Source organism: Achromobacter sp. SIMBA_011, assembly GCF_046535435.1.
In the GTDB taxonomy this organism is placed as follows: domain Bacteria; phylum Pseudomonadota; class Gammaproteobacteria; order Burkholderiales; family Burkholderiaceae_B; genus Achromobacter; species Achromobacter dolens.
Map to the genome: position 1 here is coordinate 192,581 of NZ_JAWRWN010000004.1, position 21,017 is coordinate 213,597.

General features: G+C 69.1%; 12 protein-coding genes. 7 read left to right on the plus strand and 5 right to left on the minus strand.

The annotated features are described in order from the left end of the window. Positions 1–151: 151 nt before the first annotated feature. Positions 152–922 carry an IclR family transcriptional regulator gene (locus tag SB816_RS16660; RefSeq protein ID WP_082401890.1) on the plus strand — a complete coding sequence of 257 codons (771 nt, stop codon included), beginning with the start codon at positions 152–154 and terminating at the stop codon, positions 920–922. Between the two features lie 45 nt (positions 923–967). On the opposite strand, the gene SB816_RS16665 is transcribed toward SB816_RS16660, so the two are convergent. The 3 genes from SB816_RS16665 to SB816_RS16675 are packed head-to-tail and all read right to left on the minus strand — an operon-like array spanning position 968 to position 6,872. Then, a complete protein-coding gene (locus tag SB816_RS16665; protein WP_410547304.1) occupies positions 968–2,524 on the minus strand; it encodes an efflux transporter outer membrane subunit in 1,557 nt (518 codons plus the stop codon). Between the two features lie 2 nt (positions 2,525–2,526). Further along, complete coding sequence (locus tag SB816_RS16670; RefSeq protein WP_410547305.1) at positions 2,527–5,700, minus strand: efflux RND transporter permease subunit; 3,174 nt, start codon at positions 5,698–5,700, stop codon at positions 2,527–2,529. Then, positions 5,697–6,872 (minus strand): efflux RND transporter periplasmic adaptor subunit, encoded by a 1,176-nt coding sequence (locus SB816_RS16675; protein WP_082401862.1) that lies wholly within the window; start codon positions 6,870–6,872, stop codon positions 5,697–5,699. The genes SB816_RS16670 and SB816_RS16675 overlap by 4 nt, the downstream gene beginning before the upstream one ends. 167 nt (positions 6,873–7,039) lie before the next feature. On the opposite strand from SB816_RS16675, the gene SB816_RS16680 reads away from it, so the two are divergent. The 6 genes from SB816_RS16680 (at position 7,040) to SB816_RS16705 (ending at position 16,445) form a co-directional block, all read left to right on the plus strand. Next, positions 7,040–7,663, plus strand: coding sequence for a TetR/AcrR family transcriptional regulator (locus SB816_RS16680; protein ID WP_054501620.1), 624 nt, complete (start codon positions 7,040–7,042; stop codon positions 7,661–7,663). Between the two features lie 120 nt (positions 7,664–7,783). Beyond that, the gene (locus SB816_RS16685; protein ID WP_054417589.1) at positions 7,784–9,754 is read left to right on the plus strand and encodes a BCCT family transporter; all 1,971 of its coding nucleotides are present in this window, start codon (positions 7,784–7,786) and stop codon (positions 9,752–9,754) included. 228 nt (positions 9,755–9,982) lie between these two features. Then, a complete protein-coding gene (locus tag SB816_RS16690; protein ID WP_116792037.1) occupies positions 9,983–11,113 on the plus strand; it encodes an efflux RND transporter periplasmic adaptor subunit in 1,131 nt (376 codons plus the stop codon). Between the two features lie 16 nt (positions 11,114–11,129). After that, positions 11,130–14,249, plus strand: coding sequence for a MexW/MexI family multidrug efflux RND transporter permease subunit (locus tag SB816_RS16695; RefSeq protein WP_410547306.1), 3,120 nt, complete (start codon positions 11,130–11,132; stop codon positions 14,247–14,249). A 10-nt stretch (positions 14,250–14,259) separates the two neighbouring features. Then, positions 14,260–15,729: an efflux transporter outer membrane subunit gene (locus tag SB816_RS16700; RefSeq protein ID WP_144654935.1), complete on the plus strand. Its 1,470-nt coding sequence runs from the start codon at positions 14,260–14,262 to the stop codon at positions 15,727–15,729. Between the two features lie 53 nt (positions 15,730–15,782). Further along, the gene (locus SB816_RS16705; protein WP_144654936.1) at positions 15,783–16,445 is read left to right on the plus strand and encodes a helix-turn-helix transcriptional regulator; all 663 of its coding nucleotides are present in this window, start codon (positions 15,783–15,785) and stop codon (positions 16,443–16,445) included. Positions 16,446–16,488: 43 nt separating this feature from the next. Here the strand turns inward: SB816_RS16705 and oprZ are convergent, their stop codons facing one another. After that, positions 16,489–17,880, minus strand: a complete 1,392-nt coding sequence (oprZ, locus tag SB816_RS16710; RefSeq protein WP_175142146.1) for a multidrug efflux RND transporter outer membrane subunit OprZ — start codon at positions 17,878–17,880, stop codon at positions 16,489–16,491. After that, a complete protein-coding gene (gene axyY / locus SB816_RS16715) occupies positions 17,877–21,014 on the minus strand; it encodes a multidrug efflux RND transporter permease subunit AxyY (protein ID WP_175142147.1) in 3,138 nt (1,045 codons plus the stop codon). The genes oprZ and axyY overlap by 4 nt, the downstream gene beginning before the upstream one ends. Positions 21,015–21,017: the final 3 nt, after the last annotated feature.

Sequence of the window (21,017 nt, forward strand, 5' to 3'; positions counted from 1 at the left end):
TTTTATCTATAAATGATAAAAATAACGAAGCTGATAGTATGAGTAGAAGTGCCGCGCTTGGGCTGATAGCCGTGGGTTATGGCGCTGCGGGGCTCCGGGATCCCTGTGATACGCTGCGCCGATTCCGCCTCGCCCGATGTCCGCCGATTCCATGTCCACCCTGAAGCGCGCCCTCGCGATCCTCGACCTCTTCAGCCTGGCCACGCCGGTGCTGACGGCCGAAGAGATCATCTCCAAGCTGTCCTACTCGGCGCCGACCGGCTATCGCTACATCCGCGACCTGTCGGACCTGGGCTACCTGCTGCGCATGACGGGCGGCGGCTACAAGCTGGGACCGCGCATCATCGAGCTGGACCATCTCATCATCGACGGCGATCCGGTGCTGGGCGTGGCCCGTCCGATCATGCGAGAGGTCGTGGACCAGGTCGGCGGCGACGTGCTGCTCAGCGTCATCCACGGCCTGCGGATCCTCAACATCCACCACGAGCGCGGTCCCGACGCGCTCGGCATCCCGCACGGCCGCGGCCGCGCCCACCCGCTGTTCCGCGGCGCCACCGCCAAGACCATCCTCGCGTTCCTGCCGCGCAAGGACCAGCGCAAACTCTACGAAGGGCATGCCGCCGACGTCGAGGCCGCGGGCCTGGGCGCGACGCAGGCCGAGTTCATCCGCCACCTGGACGAGATCCGGGTGCGGGGGGCGTATCTGGGGGTGGGCGAGATTTCGCCGGAACGCGCCGGCATCGCGGTGCCGGTGTTCCAGGAAGACCGGCGCATCTTCGGCGCGCTGACCGTGACCTTCCTGGCGACCCGGCTCAACACCATCGCGCAGGACAAGACCACGGCGCTGCTGCAGGCGGCGGCGCGGCGCATCGAGTCCCTGGCGCTGGCAACCCGCATCAAGGAACAGGCCCCCGCGCCGTAGGCGCCGGGGACCTGTGGACGCCGCGCGGGCAGCGCGGCGTAGCGGTCACTGCTGCTGCTGCTGCTGCTGCTGCTGCTGCTGCTGCTGCTGTTGAGGTTGAGCCGCTTGCGGACTGGCCGCCGCACCTTCGCTGGCCCGTTGCGCCGGCGCCTGCGGCGCGCGCACCGGCGAACCCATCGCCTGGAACAGCGCCGCCGTTTCAGTCAGGCGGGCATTGGCGTATTCCACTTCCCGCACCCGCGCCGCGACGTAATGCTGTTCGCTGGCGTACGCGGTGTAGGGCGCCAGGGCGCCCAGGCGCACGCGGTTGGCGGTGTTGCGGTGCGACTGCTCCGCGGCCCGGCGCGAGGCCTCGGCCGACGCCAGCGCCTGACCGTCCGCCTCCAGTTGCGCCAACGTGTCGGCCACGTCGCGGAAGGCGGTCAGCACGGTCTGCTTGTATTGCAGCACCGCCGCCTCATAGCGCTCCTTGGCGGCGCTGCGTTCGGCCAGCAGCGCGCCGCCGTGGAAGATCGGCTGCGTCAGCGACGCGCCCACCGCCCAGATCGAACCCGCGCCCGACAATGCCGTCGGCCAGCTAAAGCCGCCTTTGCCCATCGACGCCGACAGCGACAGGCTGGGGAACAACTGCGCCGTGGCCACGCCGACGTCGGCCGCCGCCGCGCGCAGCACGGCCTCGGCGACGTGGATGTCGGGCCGCGCCGCCAGCAGTTCGGAGGGCACCAGCACCGGCACCTCCTCGGGCACGGCGATCATGGCGAAGGCCAGGTCCGGCGGGGCCTGATCCGGGCTGCGGCCCATCAGCACCGCCAGCGCGTGGCGCGTGGCCTGCCATTGCGCGCGCAGGCCCGGCAGCGAGGCTTCCAGCGTGGCGGCGTCCTGGTCGGCCTGCAACGCGTCGTTCTGCGAGGCCGAGCCCAGTTCGTAGCGGCGCTGGGTGTCGCGCGCCACCTGGCGCGCCAGCACCACCTGCTTTTCGGTCAACGCCACCCGCTCGGCCAGCGACGCCGAGGTGATGGCGCCGGTGACGATGTTGCCGGCCAGGGAACGGCGCGCCGATTCGAGCTGATAGGCCTGCTGTTCCACCTGGGCCGCGCGCGACACGTTCTCGAAGCGCGCCGCGCCGAACAGGTCGAGGTCGTACTTGGCCTGGACCTGGCCGGTGAAGACGTTGTAGAGCGCCGTGGGTTGCGGCAGGTTCGGCATGGTCAGCGCGCGCTTGCGAGAGACGTCGGCGCCGGCATCCACCGATGGCAGCAGCGACGAATTGACCTGTCCGCGCAACTGTTCGCGCGCGCCGGCCAGATTGCGCTCGGCCGCGGCCAGGTCCGGGCTGTTGGCCAGGCCTTCTTCCACCATGGCGTTGAGCGCGTCCGAGCCAAAGCGTTTCCACCACTCGGGCACCGGACGGCCGTCGCGCGCATAGCGCTGGGCCACGCCCTGCGCCGGCGCGCCGGCGGCGGGCAGCGCTTCGACGCCGTATTGCGCGGGCTGCGCCATCGCCGGCGGCTTGCTGTCGGGGGCGAAGGCGCAGGCGCCCAGCGCCAGCAGCAGCGGCAGGGTGGCCAGGCGCCAGGCCGGGGTCGGGAGACGGAGGGACATCGTCAGGCTCCTCGTTCTACGTTGTCGCCGGCGTGGGCGCCGGGCGGCACGCCTTCGGGCTCCTCGCGCTCGTCGTGGCGCACGCGGAACCAGGCCGCGTACAGCGCGGGCAAAAAGAACAGCGTCAGCACCGTGGCGCTGGTGATGCCGCCCATCAAGGCCGTGGCCATGGGGCCGAAGAAGTTGCTGCGCAGCAGCGGGATCAGCGCCAGCACCGCGGCCGCCGCCGTCAGCGTGATGGGGCGGAAGCGCCGCACCGTGGCGCCGACGATGGCGTCCACGCGCTTGTGCCCGGCGCTGATGTCCTGCTCGATCTGGTCGACCAGGATTACCGAGTTGCGCATGATGATGCCGAACATCGCGATCACGCCCAGCATGGCGACAAAGCCGAACGGCTTGCCGAACAGCAGCAGCGCGGCCACCACGCCGATCAGGCCGAGCGGCGCGGTCAGCACCACCATCAGCACGCGGGCGAAGCTCTGCAACTGCACCATCAGCAGCGTCAGCACCGCCACGATCATGATGGGCATCTGCGCGTTGATGGACGACTGGCCCTTGGCGCTTTCCTCGACCGGGCCGCCGACCTCGATGCGGTAGCCCACCGGCAGTTCGGCGCGCAGCGCGTCCAGCTTCTTGTCGATGGCGTGGGTCACGTCGATGCCCTGCGCGCCGGCCTTGACGTCGGCCTGCACGGTGATGGTGGGCTGGCGGTCGCGTTCCCAGATCACGCCGTATTCCAGGCCGTAGCGCACCTGGCCCAGGCTGCCCAGCGGCACCGGGCCGTTGGGCGTGGGCATGGCCAGCGTGGCCAGGCGGCCCGGATCGACCCGCTCGCTGTCGGGGGCGCGCAGGCTGACGTTGATCAGCTTGTCGCGTTCGCGGTATTGCGTCACGGTGTAGCCCGACAGCGTCATCGCCAGGAAGCTGGAGATGTCGTTGGAGCTTACGCCGACCTCGCGCGCCTTCTGCTGGTCGATGTCAAAGCGCACCGAGCGCTCGGACGGTTCGTCCCAGTCGAACTGCACGTTGACCGAGCGGCTGTCGGCGCGCACTTCGGCGGCCACCTTCTCGGCCACCTGGCGCACCTCGGGGATCTTGTCGCCGCTCACGCGGAACTGCACCTGGAAGCCCACCGGCGGGCCATTTTCCAGCCGCGACAGGCGGCTGCGGATCGCCGGGAACTGCTCGCGCAGCACCGGCTCCAGCCAGTGCGCCAGCTTCTCGCGGTCTTCCACCGAGTTGGCGGTGATGACGATCTGGGCGAAGTTGGGCGTGGCCAACTGTTGGTCCAGCGGCAGGTAGAAGCGCGGCGCGCCGGTGCCGACGAAGCTCACCGAATGGGCGATCTCGGGCCGGCCGTCCAGCACTTTTTCAAGCCGCTCGACCTGGCGCAGCGTGGCCGCGAACGAGGCGCCTTCCTGCAGCCGCACGTCCACCAGCAGCTCGGTGCGGTCCGAGCTGGGGAAGAATTGCTGCGGCACCAGGCCGAAGCCGGCCATCGACAGGATGAACACCAGCACCGTCGCCAGCAGTACGCGCCAGCGCCGGTCCACGCACCACTCCACCCAGCCGCGCAGGCGCTGGTAGAAGCGGGTGTTGTAGATGTCGTGCTCGTGGTCATCTGGCAGGTGCGCCTCGCGCTTGCGCTCGGGCAGCATGCGGTAGCCCAGCAGCGGGATCAGCACCACCGCGGCGAACCAAGAGGTGATCAGCGCGATCGCCGACACCTGGAAGATCGAGCGGGTGTATTCGCCGGTGCTGGACTTGGCCAGCGCGATCGGCAGGAAGCCGGCCACCGTCACCAGCGTGCCGGTCAGCATCGGGAAAGCGGTGCTGGTGTAGGCGAAGGCGGCGGCGCGCGCGCGACTCCAGCCCTGTTCCAGTTTCACCGCCATCATCTCGACCGCGATGATGGCGTCGTCCACCAGCAGGCCCAGCGCCAGCACCAGCGTGCCCAGCGAGACCTTGTGCAGGCCGATGCCGAACATGTCCATGAACAGCGCGGTCACCGCCAGCACCACCGGAATCGAGATCACCACCACCATGCCGGTGCGTAGCCCCAGCGACACCAGGCTCACGATCAGCACGATGGCCACGGCCTCGGCCACCGAGCGCAGGAATTCGTCCACCGAGAACGACACCGCCTTGGGCATGCTCGACACCTCGGTCAGCGTCAGGCCGGCGGGCAGCCGCGCCTTGAGCTCGCCGAACTTGGCCTCCAGGGCCTTGCCCAGGTGCACCACGTCCTGGCCCGGCTGCATGGTGATGCCGATGCCCAGCACCGGCTCGCCGCGCGTGCGCATCTGCTCGGCCGGGGGATCGTCGTAGCCGCGGTGGATGGTGGCGATGTCGCCCAGCCGGATCGACTTGCCGTTGACGCGGATCAGCGTCTCGGCCAGCGCCCGGGTGTCCTGGAACTGGCCGCTCGGACGCACGAAGATACGGTCATCGGCGGTGGTCAGGGTGCCGGCGCTGGCCACCGCGTTCTGGCTGTTGATGGCCTCGGCGATCTGCTGCGGCGACACGCCCAGGCGCGTGAGCTGCGTGTTGCTGATCTCGATGTAGACGTGCTCGGGCTGTTCGCCGAAGTAGTCGACCTTGGCCACACCCGGCACGCGCAGCAGCACCGTGCGCAGATTGTCGGCGTAGTCGCGCAACTGCGCCGGCGAGAAACCGTCGCCGGCCAGGGTGTAGATGTTGGTGTAGACGTCGCCGAACTCGTCATTGAAGAATGGCCCCTGCACGCCTTGCGGCAGGGTGGCGCCGATGTCGCCGACCTTCTTGCGCACCTGGTACCACTCGTTGGCCACCTCGCTGGCCGGGGCCGAGTCCTTCATGGTGAAGAAGATCAGCGACTCGCCGGGGCGCGAGTAGCTGCGCAGGAAGTCGGTGGACGGCGTTTCCTGCAGCTTCTTGGCGATGCGGTCGGTGACCTGTTCCTGCACCTGCTGCGAGGTGGCGCCGGGCCACAGGGTCTTGATGACCATCACGCGGAACGTGAAGGGCGGGTCTTCCGACTGCGCCAGGCGCGAATACGACAACACGCCGAACAGCGTCACCAGCGTGATCAGGAAGATCACCAGCGGCTGGTGCCGCAGGGCCCATGCCGACAGGTTGAACTTGCCTTCCTCGTGGCGGTGCGCGGCGTTCTGATTCTCGGGAACCGGCGCGCTCATGATGCGAAGTCCTCGGGGTGCAGCGGCGGCACCGCGCGGACCTTTTCGCCGGCCGACACGGCGTGCACGCCTTGCCACACCACGCGCTCGCCGGCCTGCACGCCCTGCGACAGGGTGACGCTGCGCGCGTCATAGCGCAGCACCTGCACGCGGCGCAGCTCCAGCGTGTCTTCCTGCGGCTTGACGATCCAGATGGCGGGCTCGGTGCCGTCATGGAACAGCGCCGTCGCCGGCACCGTGTAGGTGGTGGCGCCGTTGGCCTGGCGGTTGTCGAAGCTGATGTTGGCGGTCATGCCCAGTCGCACCTCGGGCGAGGGCGACTCCAGCGTCAGCTTGGCGCGATAGGTGCGGCTCTGCGGATCGGCGGCCGGCGCGATCTCGCGCAGCACGGCGCTGAAGGTCTTGCCGGGCAGCGGCGCCAGGGTGACGGTGGCGCGCTGGCCGATGGCCAGCCCCGCCAGCACGCTTTCGGGCACGTCGCAGAGCGCGTCGACGTCGCCCGACCAGGCCAGGTTGTAGACAGCCTGGCCGGCCGCCACGTTCTGGCCGGTGTCGGCCTGTTCGGCGGTGATGACGCCGGCATGGTCGGCCACGAGAGTGGTGTAGTTGAGCTGGTCGGCCGACAGCGCGGCCTGTTGCGCCGCCTGATCGCGTTGCGCCAGCGCCGAGGCGTAGGCGTTGCGGGTCTGTTCGAGCTGGTTGGCGGCGATCAGGTTTTCGCGGGCCTGGGCGCGGTCGCGGTCCAGTTGCTGCTTGGCGTAGTCCAACTGGTGCTGGGCGGCCGACAACTGGGCGCGGGCGGCGGCGGCGTTCTTGGTGGCGTCGGCGGGATCGAGCCGGGCGACCACCTGGCCGGGCTTGACCGTGTCACCCAGGCGCACCTTGCGTTCGATGATCTTGCCGCCCACGCGGAATGACAGCGGCGTGCTGTAGCGCGCCTGCACCTCACCCGGCAGGGTCCAGGCTGGCAGCGCGGCGTCGGCCTTGGCCGGCATGGCCACCACCGGACGCGGCGGCGGCGCCTCGGCTTCCTTGCTGCCGCAGCCGGCCAGCGCCAGCGTCAGCGCCAGGGCGAGCGCCGGCCAGCGGCGGCGCGGGGAAAGGCGGGAAGACGCCGCGACGGCGGCGGGATTGCGCGCGGCGACGGGCGCGCAAGAACCTGAAGAATTCACGAAACACCTCGCGACGCGGGCAGGAGGAGGGGGGCGGGACGCGAGGCGGCAGGCCGTTCCAGGCCGGCGGGACACCCTGGCAATCCGATACGGGATGGATTCTAATGCGGCTATGTATTCAAATACAAGTATGAATCTGAAATCGTTCCAGATGATAGAATCGGCGCATGTCAAAAGTCCGCCTTACCCGAGAGCAAAGCCGTGACCAGACGCGCCAGCGTCTGCTCGATGCCGCGCAATCGATCTTCCTGACCAAGGGTTTCGTGGCGGCCAGCGTCGAGGACATCGCCGAGCTGGCCGGCTATACCCGCGGCGCTTTCTATTCCAATTTCGCCAGCAAGTCCGAACTGTTCCTGCAGTTGCTCAAGCGCGACCACGAAAACGTCATGGGCGACATGCGCGCCATCTTCGAGGCCGGCGAAACCCGCCAGCAGATGGAAGACAGCGTGCTGCACTACTACAGCAATCATTTCCGCGACAACGAGTGCTTCCTGCTGTGGATGGAAGCCAAGCTGCAGGCCGCCCGCGACCCCGAGTTCCGGGTCGGCTTCATCGCCTGCATGGGCGAGCTGCGCGACGCCACCACCGAATACATCCGCCAGTTTTCCGAGCGCGTCGGCACGCCACTGCCGCTGCCGGCGCGTGAGCTGGCCATCGGCCTCTTGGCGCTGTCCGACGGCATGCAGTTCAGCTTCGCCTTCGACCCGCAGAACGTCAGCGCCGAGACCACCGAGTCGGTGCTGGAGGGATTCTTCCGCCGCGTGGTGTTCGGCGAACGCGACCCCGGCTAGGGCCCCGCGGGCATTGTCACCGCCAGCGGCGGCATGATAGTAATAACGGCGGCGCGCCGGCTGGACTGAGGGGGCCAGCGCCGTTGCCTTGCGCATCCCTCGGGCGAAAGGAGCGGCAGCATGTCTTCAGAAACCCGACCATCCACCATCAATCGCCCGGTCTTCTACACGGCGGCGCTGTTCACGCTGCTGCTGGTGGGCTTCGCCATCGCGACGCCCAGGACCGCGCAGAACCTGTTCGAATCGATCCAGGGCTGGATCCTGGGCAACGCCAGTTGGTTCTACATCCTGGTGGTCGCCATCATCCTGCTGTCGGTGGCGTTCCTGGCCATCAGCCGCTATGGCGACATCAAGCTGGGGCCCGACCACAGCGAGCCCGACTACCGCAACTTCACCTGGTTCGCCATGCTGTTCTCGGCGGGCATGGGTATCGGCCTGATGTTCTTCGGCGTGGCCGAGCCGGTCATGCACTTCATGTCGCCGCCGGTGGGCGAGGGCGCCACCGCGGCCGCCGCGCGCGAATCCATGAAGATCACCTTCTTCCACTGGGGCCTGCACGCCTGGGCCATCTACGCGGTGGTGGCGCTGACGCTGGCTTTCTTCAGCTTCCGCCATGGCCTGCCGCTGACGCTGCGGTCAGCGTTGTATCCGCTGATCGGCAACCGCATCCACGGCCCCATCGGCCACGCGGTCGACATCTTCGCCATCATCGGCACGGTGCTGGGCGTGGCCACCTCGCTGGGGCTGGGCGTGGCGCAGATGAACAGCGGCCTGAACCATCTGTTCGGCATTCCCGTGGGCGTAATGCCGCAGATCATCCTGATCGTCATCACCTGCGGGCTGGCCACGCTGTCGGTGGCCAGCGGCCTGGACAAGGGTATCCGCATCCTGTCCGAAGCCAACATGGTGCTGGCGGTGATCCTGCTGCTGTTCGTGCTGGTGGCCGGCCCCACCGTGTTCCTGCTGCAGACCTTCGTGCAGAACACCGGCGCCTACCTGTCGGACATCGTCAACAAGACCTTCAACCTGTATGCGTATGAGCCGACCGACTGGATCGGCGGCTGGACCCTGTTCTACTGGGGCTGGTGGATCGCCTGGTCGCCGTTCGTGGGCCTGTTCATCGCCCGCATCTCGCGCGGCCGCACCATCCGCGAATTCGTCAGCGGCGTGCTGCTGGTGCCGGCCGGGTTCACGCTGTTCTGGATGACCGTATTCGGCGACACCGCCATCCACTTCATCCTGGTCGACGGCATCAAGGGGTTCGCCGACACCGTCAAGGACGACAACTCCCTGGCCCTGTTCGCGTTCTTCGAGCTGTTGCCGTGGAGCGGTGTGATATCGATCTTCGCCATTGCCATGGTGGCGGTGTTCTTCGTCACTTCGGCGGATTCGGGCGCGCTGGTGGTGGACCTGCTGGCCTCGGGCGGCGCCGACCGCACGCCGGTGTGGCAGCGCATCTTCTGGTCGCTGTCGATGGGCGCGGTGGCCATCGCGCTGCTGCTGGCCGACGGCCTGACGGCGCTGCAGACGGCCACCATCGCCAGTGCGCTGCCGTTCTCGGTCATCCTGCTGCTGTCGCTGTGGGGGTTGTTCAAGGCGCTCAAGCTCGACGCCACCAAGCGCGGCATCCGCTACCAGTCGCTGACGCTGTCGCGCCCGGCGCGCGGCGGCCAGTCGTGGGAACGGCGGCTGCGCAACATGGTCATGATGCCGCGCCGCGCCCATGTGCTGCGCTTCATCGCGGACGTGGTGACCCCGGCCCTGGAAGACGTGGCCGATGAACTGCGCAAGCAGGGCTACGCGGTGGCGGTCAAGGAAGGCGACGGCGAGGGCGGCGTGGTGCTGGAAGTGAACCACGGCGAACACCTGGACTTCTTCTATTCGGTGCAGCCGCAGGCCTTCGTGCGGCCCAGCCTGACGCCCGAGGAGGCCGCCGACGAAGAGGAGCGCAAGTACTTCCGCGCCGAGGTCCACCTGCGCGAGGGCGGGCAGGACTACGACATCATGGGCTGGAGCCGTGATGCCGTGATCGGCGACATCCTCGACCAGTACGAGCGCCACCGCCACTACCTGCACATGGTGCGCACTTAGGCTAGCGCCCGCCTGTCGCGCGGCGCCGATCCCTGGCGCCGGAAGCGCGCTACCCGCGTCCCGTCGCAACCCGTTTCCCCGCAAACCGCCGGCTTTCACCGGCGGTTTTTTCTTGCCCGTTTGCGCCGATAGGTTTCCTCAATCCTCAACATTACTTTAGGTTTTTTGACTTCGTCTGATTTTTCTAGGATTATCCAAGCCATTCCTTTGATAAATAGCGAGAGAATCATGAAGGCGAAATCGGGTGCATGGGTCGCCGGGGTGCTGGCCCTGGCGGTGGTGGCGGGGGGCGGGCTGTACTGGAAATTCGGCGGCGCGCAGCACAAGGGCGGCTGGGCCATGGCGCCGGCGAAGGTGGCGGTGGCGCCCGTGTTGCAGGCCGACTTCCCGGCGGCGCTGTCGGGCATCGGCTCGATCGAGGCGACGCGGCAGGTGCTGGTGCCGGCCGAAGTCGATGGCAGGGTGGCGCAGATCCTGTTCACGCCCGGCGAGCGGGTACGCGCCGGGCAACTGCTGGTGCAACTGAACGACGCGCCCGAGCAGGGCGAACTGGCGCGCCTGCAGGCCCAGGCCAGGAACGCCCGGGCGTTGCTGGAGCGCACCCGCCGCCTGGTGCCGCTGCAGGCCGCGACCCGCGAACAACTGGACCAGGCCCAGGCCGACTACGACCAGGCCGCCGGCGAAATCAAGCGCATCCAGGCGCTGATCGAACAGAAGCGCGTCAAGGCGCCGTTCGACGGCGTGCTCGGCGTGCGCCGCGTCAATCTGGGCCAGTTCGCCCGCGCCGGCGATCCGCTGGTGTCGCTGACCGACGCGACCAGCGTCTACGCCAACATCACCCTGCCCGAACAGGCGCTGGGCGCGCTGCGCGCCGGCCAGCCGGTGACCGTGACGGTCGACGCCCACGCCGGACGGGTTTTCGAAGGCGCCGTCACCACCATCGAGCCGCAGGTCGACCCGGGCTCGCGCACCGTGCGCGTGCAGGCCACGCTGGCCAATGCCGACGGCGCGCTGGCGGCGGGCATGTTCGCCCACGGCCAAGTGGTGCTGCCGCCGCGGCCCGGCGTGCTGACCGTGCCGGAAACCGCTGTCAGCTACAGCGCCTACGGCGACTCGGTCTATGTGGTGACGCCGCCCAAGGCCGGCGACGCATCGGCGCCGCCGACCGTGACCCAGGCCTACGTGCAGACCGCCGAGCGCGCCAGCGGCCGGGTGGTGGTGACCAAGGGCCTCAAGCCCGGCGACCGCGTTGTGACCTCGGGCCAGTTGCGCCTGCATAACGGCGCGCCGGTCGAGATCAGCGCCCAGGACACCGTGGCGCTGGACGCCGCGCCGCACTCCGTGGCGCAAGCCCGCTGACCCCGCGGAGCCGATCATGAAGTTCACCGATCTGTTCGTGCGCCGGCCGGTGCTGGCGCTGGTGGTCAGCACACTGCTGCTATTGATGGGGCTGCGCGCCCTGAGCGGCCTGCCGATCCGCCAGTACCCGCTGACCGAAAGCACCACCATCACCATCACCACGCAGTACCCGGGCGCCTCGCCCGACCTGATGCAGGGCTTCGTCACCCAACCCATCGCGCAGTCCGTCGCCACCGTCGAAGGCATCGACTACCTGTCGTCGTCCTCGACCCAGGGTCGCAGCGTGATCACGGTGCGCATGAAGCTCAACGCCGATTCCAACAAAGCCATGACCGAGGTCATGGCCAAGGTCAACGAAGTCAAATACCGCCTGCCGCAGGACGCCTACGACCCGGTGCTGGTCAAGTCCGCCGGCGAGGCGACGGCCGTGGCCTACGTGGGGTTCTCCAGCTCGACCATGTCGCTGCCGGCGCTGACCGACTACCTGTCGCGCGTGGTGCAGCCGCAGTTGTCGTCGATCGACGGCGTGGCCAGCGTGGAACTGTACGGCGGCCAGAAGCTGGCGATGCGCGTCTGGCTCGACCCCGACCGGCTGGCGGCGCGCGGCATCTCGGCCGGCGAGCTGGCCGAGGCCCTGCGCCAGAACAACGTGCAGGCCGCGCCCGGCCAGGCCAAGGGCCTGTATGTGGTGTCCAACATCAAGGTCAACACCGACCTGGTCAACGTGGCCGAGTTCCGCGACATGGTCATCAAGCGCGAGGGCGACGCCATCGTGCGCCTGGGCGACGTGGCCACGGTTGAACTGGGAGCGGCCTCGACCGACTCCAGCGGCCTGATGGATGGCGAGCCGGCCGTGTACTTCGGCCTGAACGCCACGCCGGTCGGCAACCCGCTGGTGATCGTCAAGCGCCTGAACGAGCTGCTGCCCAACATCAAGCAGAACCTGCCGCCGGGCACCAGCGTGCAGGTGCCGTTCGAGCTGGCGCGCTTCATCAGCGCCTCGATCGACGGCGTGGTGCACACGCTGATGGAAGCCATCGTCATCGTGGTGGCGGTGATCTTCCTGTGCCTGGGCTCGCTGCGCGCGGTGCTGATCCCGGTGATCACCATTCCGCTGTCGATGCTGGGGGGCGCGGCCATCATGGCGCTGTTCGGCTTCAGCGTGAACCTGCTGACGCTGCTGGCCATGGTGCTGGCCATCGGCCTGGTGGTGGACGACGCCATCGTGGTGGTCGAGAACGTGCACCGCCATATCGAGGAAGGCAAGTCGCCGGTGCGCGCGGCGCTGATCGGCGCGCGCGAAGTGGCCGGCCCGGTCATCGCCATGACCATCACGCTGGCGGCGGTGTACGCGCCGATCGGCCTGATGGGCGGCCTCACCGGTTCGCTGTTCAAGGAATTCGCCTTCACGCTGGCGGGGGCGGTGGTGGTGTCGGGCGTGATCGCGCTGACGCTGTCGCCGGTGATGAGTTCGTTCCTGCTCAACAGCCACGTGTCCGAGGGCTGGATGGCGCGCCGCGCCGAGCATTTCTTCGGCCGCCTGGGCGAGGCCTACGGCCGGCTGCTGGATGTGTCGCTGCATCATCGCTGGGTCACCGGCCTGCTGGCGGTGGCGGTGATGGCCAGCCTGCCGTTCCTGTACAACGCTGCCCAGCGCGAATTGGCGCCGGTCGAGGACCAGTCCACCGTGCTCACCGCGATCAAGTCGCCGCAGCACGCCAATATCGACTACGTCGAGAAGTTCGGCAAGAAGTGGGACGACGTGATGGCGACGCTGCCCGAGCAGAAGGGCCGCTGGCTCATCAACGGCTCGGACGGCGTCTCCAACAGCATCGGCGGCGTCAATTTCGTCGACTGGCACGAGCGCAAGCGCTCGGCCGACCAGATCCAGGCCGACATGCAGTCGATGGTCAACCAGATCGAGGGCAGCAACATCTTCGCCTTCCAGTTGCCGCCGCTGCCCGGCTCGACCGGCGGCCTGCCGGTGCAGATGGTCATCATGAGCGCGGCCGACTATCCGGTAGTGTACGAGGCCATGGAGAACCTGAAGCAGGCGGCGCGCGCCAGCGGCCTCTTCATGGTGGTCGACAGCGACCTGGACTACAACAACCCGGTGGTGCAACTGAAGGTGGACCGCGCCAAGGCCAACAGCCTGGGCGTCACCATGAAGGCGGTGGGCGACACGCTGGCGGTGCTGGTGGGCGAGAACTACGTCAACCGCTTCGGCATGGACGGCCGCTCGTACGACGTGATCCCGCAGAGCCTGCGCCAGCAGCGCATCTCGCCCGAATCGCTGGCGCGGTACTACGTCAAGAGCGCCAGCGGCGCGCAGGTGCCGCTGTCGAACTTCGTGTCGGTGTCGATGGGCGTCGAGCCCAACAAGTTGACCCAGTTCAACCAGCTCAACGCCGCCACCTTCCAGGCCATCCCGATGCCAGGCGTGACCATGGGCGATGCGGTGCAGTTCCTGACGCGCCAGGCGCAGCAGTTGCCGGCCGGCTTCAGCTACGACTGGCAGTCGGACGCGCGCCAGTTCAGCCAGGAAGGCTCGGCGCTGATGATCACCTTCATCTTCGCCATCATCGTCATCTACCTGGTGCTGGCGGCGCAGTACGAAAGCCTGCGCGACCCGTTCATCATCCTGGTGAGCGTGCCGCTGTCGATCTGCGGCGCGCTGATCCCGCTGGCGCTGGGCATGGCGACCATCAACATCTACACCCAGATCGGGTTGGTGACGCTGATCGGGCTGATCAGCAAGCACGGCATCCTGATGGTGGAGTTCGCCAACGAGATGCAGGTCAGCCACGGCCTGGACCGGCGCAGCGCCATGGAGCACGCCGCCCGCATCCGCCTGCGGCCGATCCTGATGACCACCGCCGCCATGGTGGTGGGCCTGATTCCGCTGCTGTTCGCCAGCGGCGCCGGCGCCCACAGCCGCTACAGCCTGGGGTTGGTGATCGTGGTCGGCATGCTGGTCGGCACGCTCTTCACGCTGTTCGTGCTGCCCACCGTCTACACCGTGCTGGCGCGCGACCACCGCGCCGCCAACGACACGCCGCGCGCCCGTGAACTGGCCCGGGCGCAGGCCGAGGACGCGCTGCCGGTGGCAACGTCGCGCCCGGCCGAATCGCATTGAGGAACCGATCATGAAACATCCCGACCTGTCCAAACGCCTGCGTCGCGGCACCCTGGCGCTGCTGGCCGCGCTGGCCACCGCCGGCTGCGCCGTCGGTCCCGACTATCAGAAACCCCAGGCCGCGCCGGTGGCGCTGGCCAGTCCCGAGCAGGCGCTGTTCTCCACCGACCGGGTGCAGCAGGATTGGTGGAAGCAGTTGCAGGATCCGCAGTTGGACCGCCTGGTGGTCCTGGCGCTGCAACGCAACCACGACATCCGCATCGCCCAGGCCCGCCTGGCCGAGTCGCGCGCGGTGCTGGATGAGAAGGAACTCGACCAGTTCCCCACCGTGACGCTGGGCGGGCGCTTCGAGCGCAGCCTGTCGCAGGCCAATCCCGGCAATGCGGGCGAGCGCAATCTCGCCAAGAGCTACCGCGCCGGCTTTGACGCCGCCTGGGAGATCGACCTGTTCGGGCGCCTGCGCCGCGCGGCCGAGGGCGCGGCGGCGCGCAGCGAGGCTCAGGCCGCCGACCTGGCGCAGGCCCGCATCGTGGTGGTGGCCGAGGTGGCGCGCAACTACTTCGAGCTGCGCGGCGCCGAACAACGCCTGGCGGTGGCGCGCGCCAACCTGGACAGTCAGCGCGACAGCCTGCGCATCATCCAGGCCATGGTGTCGGCCGGCCGCGGCGACGAGGGCGACCTGGCCAGCGCGCGCGCCGAACTCGAAACCGTGCAGGCCAGCGTGCCGCCGCAGGAAACCGCGCGGCGCCTGGCGCTGTACCGCCTGGCGGTGCTGGCCGGGCTGCGGCCGGTGGAACTGGGCGAGCTTGACGCGGCCACGCCGCAGCCGCCGCTGGCGGCGCGCCTGCCGATCGGCGACGTCGGCGCCTTGCTGTCGCGTCGCCCCGACATCCGGGCGGCCGAGCGCAACATGGCGGCGGCCAATGCCGACGTGGGCGTGGCCACCGCCGAGCTGTATCCGCGCATCGATCTGGGCGGATTCCTGGGCTTCGTGGCCCTGCGCGGCGCCGATTTCGGCAGCGCTTCCAGCCGCGCCTTCAGCGTGGCGTCCGGCGTCAACTGGCCGGCCTTCCACCTGCCTACCGCGCTGGCGCGCAAGCGCGCGGCGCAGGCGCGTTCGCTGGGCGAGGTGGCGCGCTACGAACAGACCGTGCTGCAGGCGGTCGAGGAACTGGAGGGCGCGCTGACGCAGTATGGCCAGACCCAGCAGCGGCTCGGCAATCTGGCGCAGGCGGCCGCCCACAGCGCCCGGGCGGCGGAACTGGCGCGCCTGCGCTACCGCGAAGGCGGCACGCCGTACCTGACGGTGCTGGACGCGCAGCGCACGCAACTGCGGGCGCAGGACGCGGTGGCGCAGGCCGAAACGGCCTCCTACACCAGCCTGGTCGCGCTCTACAAGGCGCTGGGCGGTGGCTGGGAGGCGCCGTCGGAAACCGAGACCCCGCGAGCGCAGTCGCCCGCGCCCGCGCCGGCCGGCTGACTGACGGGCGCGGTTCGTGGCACCATAAGGGCTTGGCGCCCATCCGATCTTCCATGTCCGACGACACTCTGTCCCATCCCATTTCCTGGCAACCGCACCAGCCGGCGGACCGCGTGCTCATGACGCTCAAGACGCGCGGCCCGCAGTCGGTCGCGGTCATCGCCAAGGCGCTCGACGTCACGGCCGAGGCGGTGCGCCAGCAGATGGCGCGGCTGCACGCGGATGGGCTGGTGGATTCCGAAAGCCGCAGCGCGGGGCGCGGCCGCCCCACGCAGATCTGGTTCCTGACCGATGCCGGCCAGCGCCGCTTCCCCGACACGCACGCCGACATGACGGTGCAGATGATCAACGCCGTGCGCCAGGTGTTCGGCGAGGAAGGCGTTGACAAGCTGATCGCGGTGCGCGAGGCCGCCATGCTGGCGACCTACCGGCAGGGGCTCGAGGGCGCGCAAGACCTGCCGCAACGGCTCGAATGCCTGGCGCGGGTGCGCTCGGCCGAGGGCTACATGGCCGAGATGCGCCGCGACGGCGACGACTTCCTGTTCATCGAAAACCACTGTCCGATCTGTGCGGCGGCCCAGGCCTGCATGGGCTTTTGCCGCAGCGAACTGGAATTGTTCCGGCAGGTGCTGGGGGATGAGGTGCGCGTCGAGCGAGAAGAGCACATCCTGCTGGGCGCGCGCCGCTGCGCCTACCGCGTCAGCGCGCGCGCCTGATCGCCGCGGCCGCCGCACCCCGCGGCGTCAAGGCCGGGCCGCGTCAGGACGCCGGCGATGCGCCGTCGTCCCATCCCCCCAGCGCCTTGTACAGATCCACCGCATTGACCAGCCGGCGCTGCTGCAGCCGGATGTACTCCTGCTCGGACTCGAACAGGCTGCGCTGGGCCTCCAGCATCTCCAGGTAGTTCGCCACCCCGCGCGCATAGCGCCGCTCGGCCAGCCGCTGGCGCTCGCGGTCGGCGTCGCGCACCTTGCGCTGGGCCTCGATCTGGTCGCGTAGCGCGTCGCGCGCCGACAGGGCGTCGGCCACGTCGCGGAAAGCCGCCTGGATGCTGCCTTCGTACTGCGCCACCGCGATGTGCTTGCGGGTCTCGGCCAGCGACAGGTTGGCGCGGTTGCGTCCAGCGTTGAAGATTGGCAGCGTCAGCCGCGGCGCGAAGGTCCAGCCGCCGGTGCCGCCGCTGAACAGATCCGAAAAGCGGTCGGCGGTGGTGCCGATGTCGGTGGTGAGCTGCACCGAGGGGAAGAACGCCGCGCGCGCCGCGCCGATGTCGGCGTTGGCCGCGCGCAGCGCCTGCTCCGCCTGGCGCAGATCGGGGCGGCGCGTCAGCAGTTCGGACGGCAGGCCGGCCGCCAGCGGCATCAGGCTCTGGCTCTCCAGTGGCGCCGGATCGACGCCGAGCGGCAGCGCGAAATCGCCCGCCAGCAGGCCCAGCGCGTGCCGCGCCAGGCTGGCTTCGCGGGTCAGCTCGGCGCGCGTGGCGCGCGAGCTCTCCACCAGCATCTGCGCGGTGCGCAGGCCGATGGCGGTCTCCAGCCCGGCGTCGTAGCGGCGCCGGGTCAGCTTGAGCGAGGTCTCGCGCAGCGCCAGCGTGTCGTCGGTCAGGCGCAGTTGCTCGGCCAGCGAGCGCTGGTTGAAGTAGGCCGTGGCCGTTTCCGCCACCAGCGCCAGCGTCGCGGCGCGGTGCGCCTCCTCGCTGGCCAGGTAGCGCGCCAGCGCGGCCTCCGACAGGCTCCGCACCCGGCCGAAGAAATCCAGTTCGAAGGCGGTAATGCCGACGGCGGCGCGATAGCGGCTGGACACCGCCGTGCCGGACTGGCCCGGTTCGGTAAAGCGGCCGCGGCTGAATTCGCCGCTGGCGTCGATCGCCGGCAGGCGCTCGGACTGCTGCACGCCGTACAGCGCGCGCGCCTCCTCGATGCGCAATGCCGCCACCCGCAGGTCGCGGTTGTTGGCCAGCGCGGCCGTGATCCAGGCCTGTAGCGCCGGGTCGTTGAAATAGGCGCGCCAGTCCTGTGGCGCGGCGGCCTGGCCGGGCTGCGCCGGCGTGTCGTACCGCGCCGGCACCGGCGCCGCGGGGCGCTCATGGGTGGGCGCCAGCGAGCAGCCGGACAGCGCCAGCGCCAGCAGGGTCATTGCCACGGGTTTCATGGCGTCGTCTCCAGCGGTTCGCGGCCCTCGGGGCGCGCGGGGCGGGCGCGCATGCCGACCATGCGCCCCACGATGAGAAAGAACAGCGGCACCAGGAACACCGCCAGCACGGTCGCGGTGATGATCCCGCCCAGCACGCCGGTGCCGATGGCGGCCTGCGCGCCCGAGGCGGCGCCGCTGGCCAGCGCCAGCGGCAGCACGCCCACGCCGAAGGCCAGCGAGGTCATCACGATCGGCCGCAGCCGCAGCCGCGCCGCTTCCAGCGTGGCGGACAGGATGCCCTGGCCGTCGCGCACCAGGTCCTTGGCCACTTCCACGATCAGGATGGCGTTCTTGGCCGACAGGCCGATGGTGGCGATCAGGCCGACCTTGAAGTAGATGTCGTTGGGCATGCCGCGCACGGTCACCCCCAGCAGCGCGCCGATCACGCCCAGCGGCACCACCAGGATCACCGCCAGCGGGATCGACCAGCTTTCGTACAGGGCCGCCAGCGCCAGGAACACGATCAGCACCGACAGCGCGAACAGCACCGGCGCCTGGTTGCCGGACAGCCGCTCTTCGTATGACTGGCCCGACCAGTCGAAGCCGATGCCGCGCGGCAGCTCGGCCGCCAGCGCCTCCATGGCGCGCATGGCCTCGCCGCTGCTGTGGCCCGGCGCCGCCGAGCCGTTGATGGTGAACGACGGGAAACCGTTGTAGCGGTTCAGTTGCGGCGGCCCCATCGACCACTTCAGCGTGGCGAACGCCGACAGCGGCACCATCTGGCCCTGCAGGTTGCGCACGTGCAGGCGCGAGATGTCGTCCACATCCACGCGACGCTTGCCGTCGGCCTGCACGGTCACGCGCCGCACCTGGCCGTTGAGCATGAAGTCGCCGATGTAGTCCGAGCCATACATCACCGCCAGCGCGGTGTTGATCTCGTCGATCGGCACGCCCATGGCCTGCGCCTTGTCGCGGTCGACGCGCAACTGCAGTTGCGGCGCCTCTTCCTGGCCGGCGAACACCACGTCCGTCAGCGCCGGATGCTCGGCCGCCGCCGCCAGCAGTTTCTGCCGCGCCTGCGTCAAGGCCTCAAAGCCCAGGCCGCCGCGGTCCTGCAGCCGGAAGTCGAAACCCGAGGTCGATCCCAGGTCCGGCAGCGGCGGCGAGTTGAGCGCGAACACCATCAGGTTCTTGCGGTCGGCAAAGGCCTCGTTGATGCGCTTGACCACCGCATCGACGTGCAGCGAGGCATCGCGCCGCTCCTTCCAGTCCTTGAGCGTGACGAAGAACATGGCCGAGTTCGGGCCGCTGCCGTACTGGCTGAAACCGTTGACCGAATACACGTACTGCACCGGCTCGTGCTCCATCATGTAGCGCTCGACGTCCTTGACCACGGCCATGGTCTCGGCCTGCGGCGAGCCTTGCGGCAGGATCACCATGGCCATGAAGCTGCCCTGGTCCTCGTCGGGCAGGAACGACGACGGCAGCCGCGCGAACAGCAGCGCCGCCACGCCGATCACCAGCGCGTAGGCCAGCCCGAAGCGCGCCGGCCGCGCCAGCACGCCGGCCACGCGCGCCGTATAGCGCGTGGTCAGGCGCGCGAAGGCGCGATTGAACCAGCCGAAGAAGCCGCGCTTCTCGTGGTGGCCGGCCGGGATCGGTTTCAACAGGCTGGCGCACAGCGCCGGCGTCAGCGACAGCGCCAGGAAGGCCGAGAAGGCGATCGACACCGCCAGCGTCACGGCGAACTGGCGGTAGATGTTGCCCACGGCGCCGTCGAAGAAAGCCATCGGCACGAACACCGACACCAGCACCACCGTGATGCCGACGATGGCGCCGCTGATCTGGCCCATGGCCTTGACCGTGGCGTCATGCGGCGACAGGCCTTCCTCGGCCATGATGCGCTCGACGTTCTCGACCACCACGATGGCGTCGTCCACCAGGATGCCGATGGCCAGCACCATGCCGAACATCGTCAGCACGTTGATCGAATAGCCCAGCCCCAGCATCACCCCCAGCGTGCCCAGCAGCGCCACCGGTACCACCAGCGTCGGGATCAGCGTGGCGCGCAGGTTCTGCATGAACAGGTACATCACGCAGAACACCAGCGCCACCGCCTCCAGCAGCGTCATCAGCACCTTCTTGATCGATATCTCCACGAAGGTGGAAGTCTCGTACGGAATGTCCCAGCTCACGCCCGGCGGGAAATATTGCGCCAGCTCGCGCATGGTCTCGCGGATGCGGCGGGTGGTCTCGACCGCGTTCGAGCCAGGCGCCAGCTTGATGCCCAGGCCGGTGCCCGTCATGCCGTTGACGCGCGACAGGTACATGTAGTCGGTGCCGCCCAGTTCCACCCGCGCCACGTCCTTCAGGCGCAGGGTCGCGCCGTCCGGCAGCGCCCGCAGCGGGATGTTGGCGAACTGCTCGGGCGTGTGCAGCGATTCGCCCGCCACGATGCTGGCGTTCAACGGCGCATCCTTGGGCACGGCCTGGTTGCCGAGCTCGCCGATGGTGACGCGCGCATTGTGGCTGCGCAGGGCCGAGACGATATCGCCCGGCGTCAGAGACAGGGCGGTGAGCTTGGCCGGATCCGGCCAGATGCGCATCGCCGCTTCCGCGCCGAACGACTGCACCTTGCCCACGCCCTCGACCCGCCGCAGCGCCTGCAGCACGTTGGAGGCCGCCAGTTCACCCAGTTGCATGTCATCGAGGCTGCCGTCGGACTTCAACGACACCACCAGTTGGATGTTGTCCGCCGCCTTTTCCACCCGCACGCCGTCGCGCCGCACGGATTCCGGCAGGCGCGGCTCGACCGCCTTCAGGCGGTTCTGCACTTCCACCGCCGCGATGTCGGGGTTGGTGCCCTGCTTGAAGGTCAGGTTGATGCTGGCCCAACCGGTCGAGTCGCTGCTGGACGAGGTGTACATCAACCCCGGCGCGCCGTTCATCTCGCGTTCGATGATGGCGGTGACGGCTTCCTCGACCACCTTGGCCGAGGCGCCGGGATAGCTGGCGCCGATGTTGACGACGGGCGGAGCGATGTCCGGATACTGCGCCACCGGCAGCGCACGGATCGACAACAGGCCGATCAGCGCGATCAGCAGCGAGATCACCCACGCGAAGACGGGGCGATCGATAAAGAAACGCGCCATGGC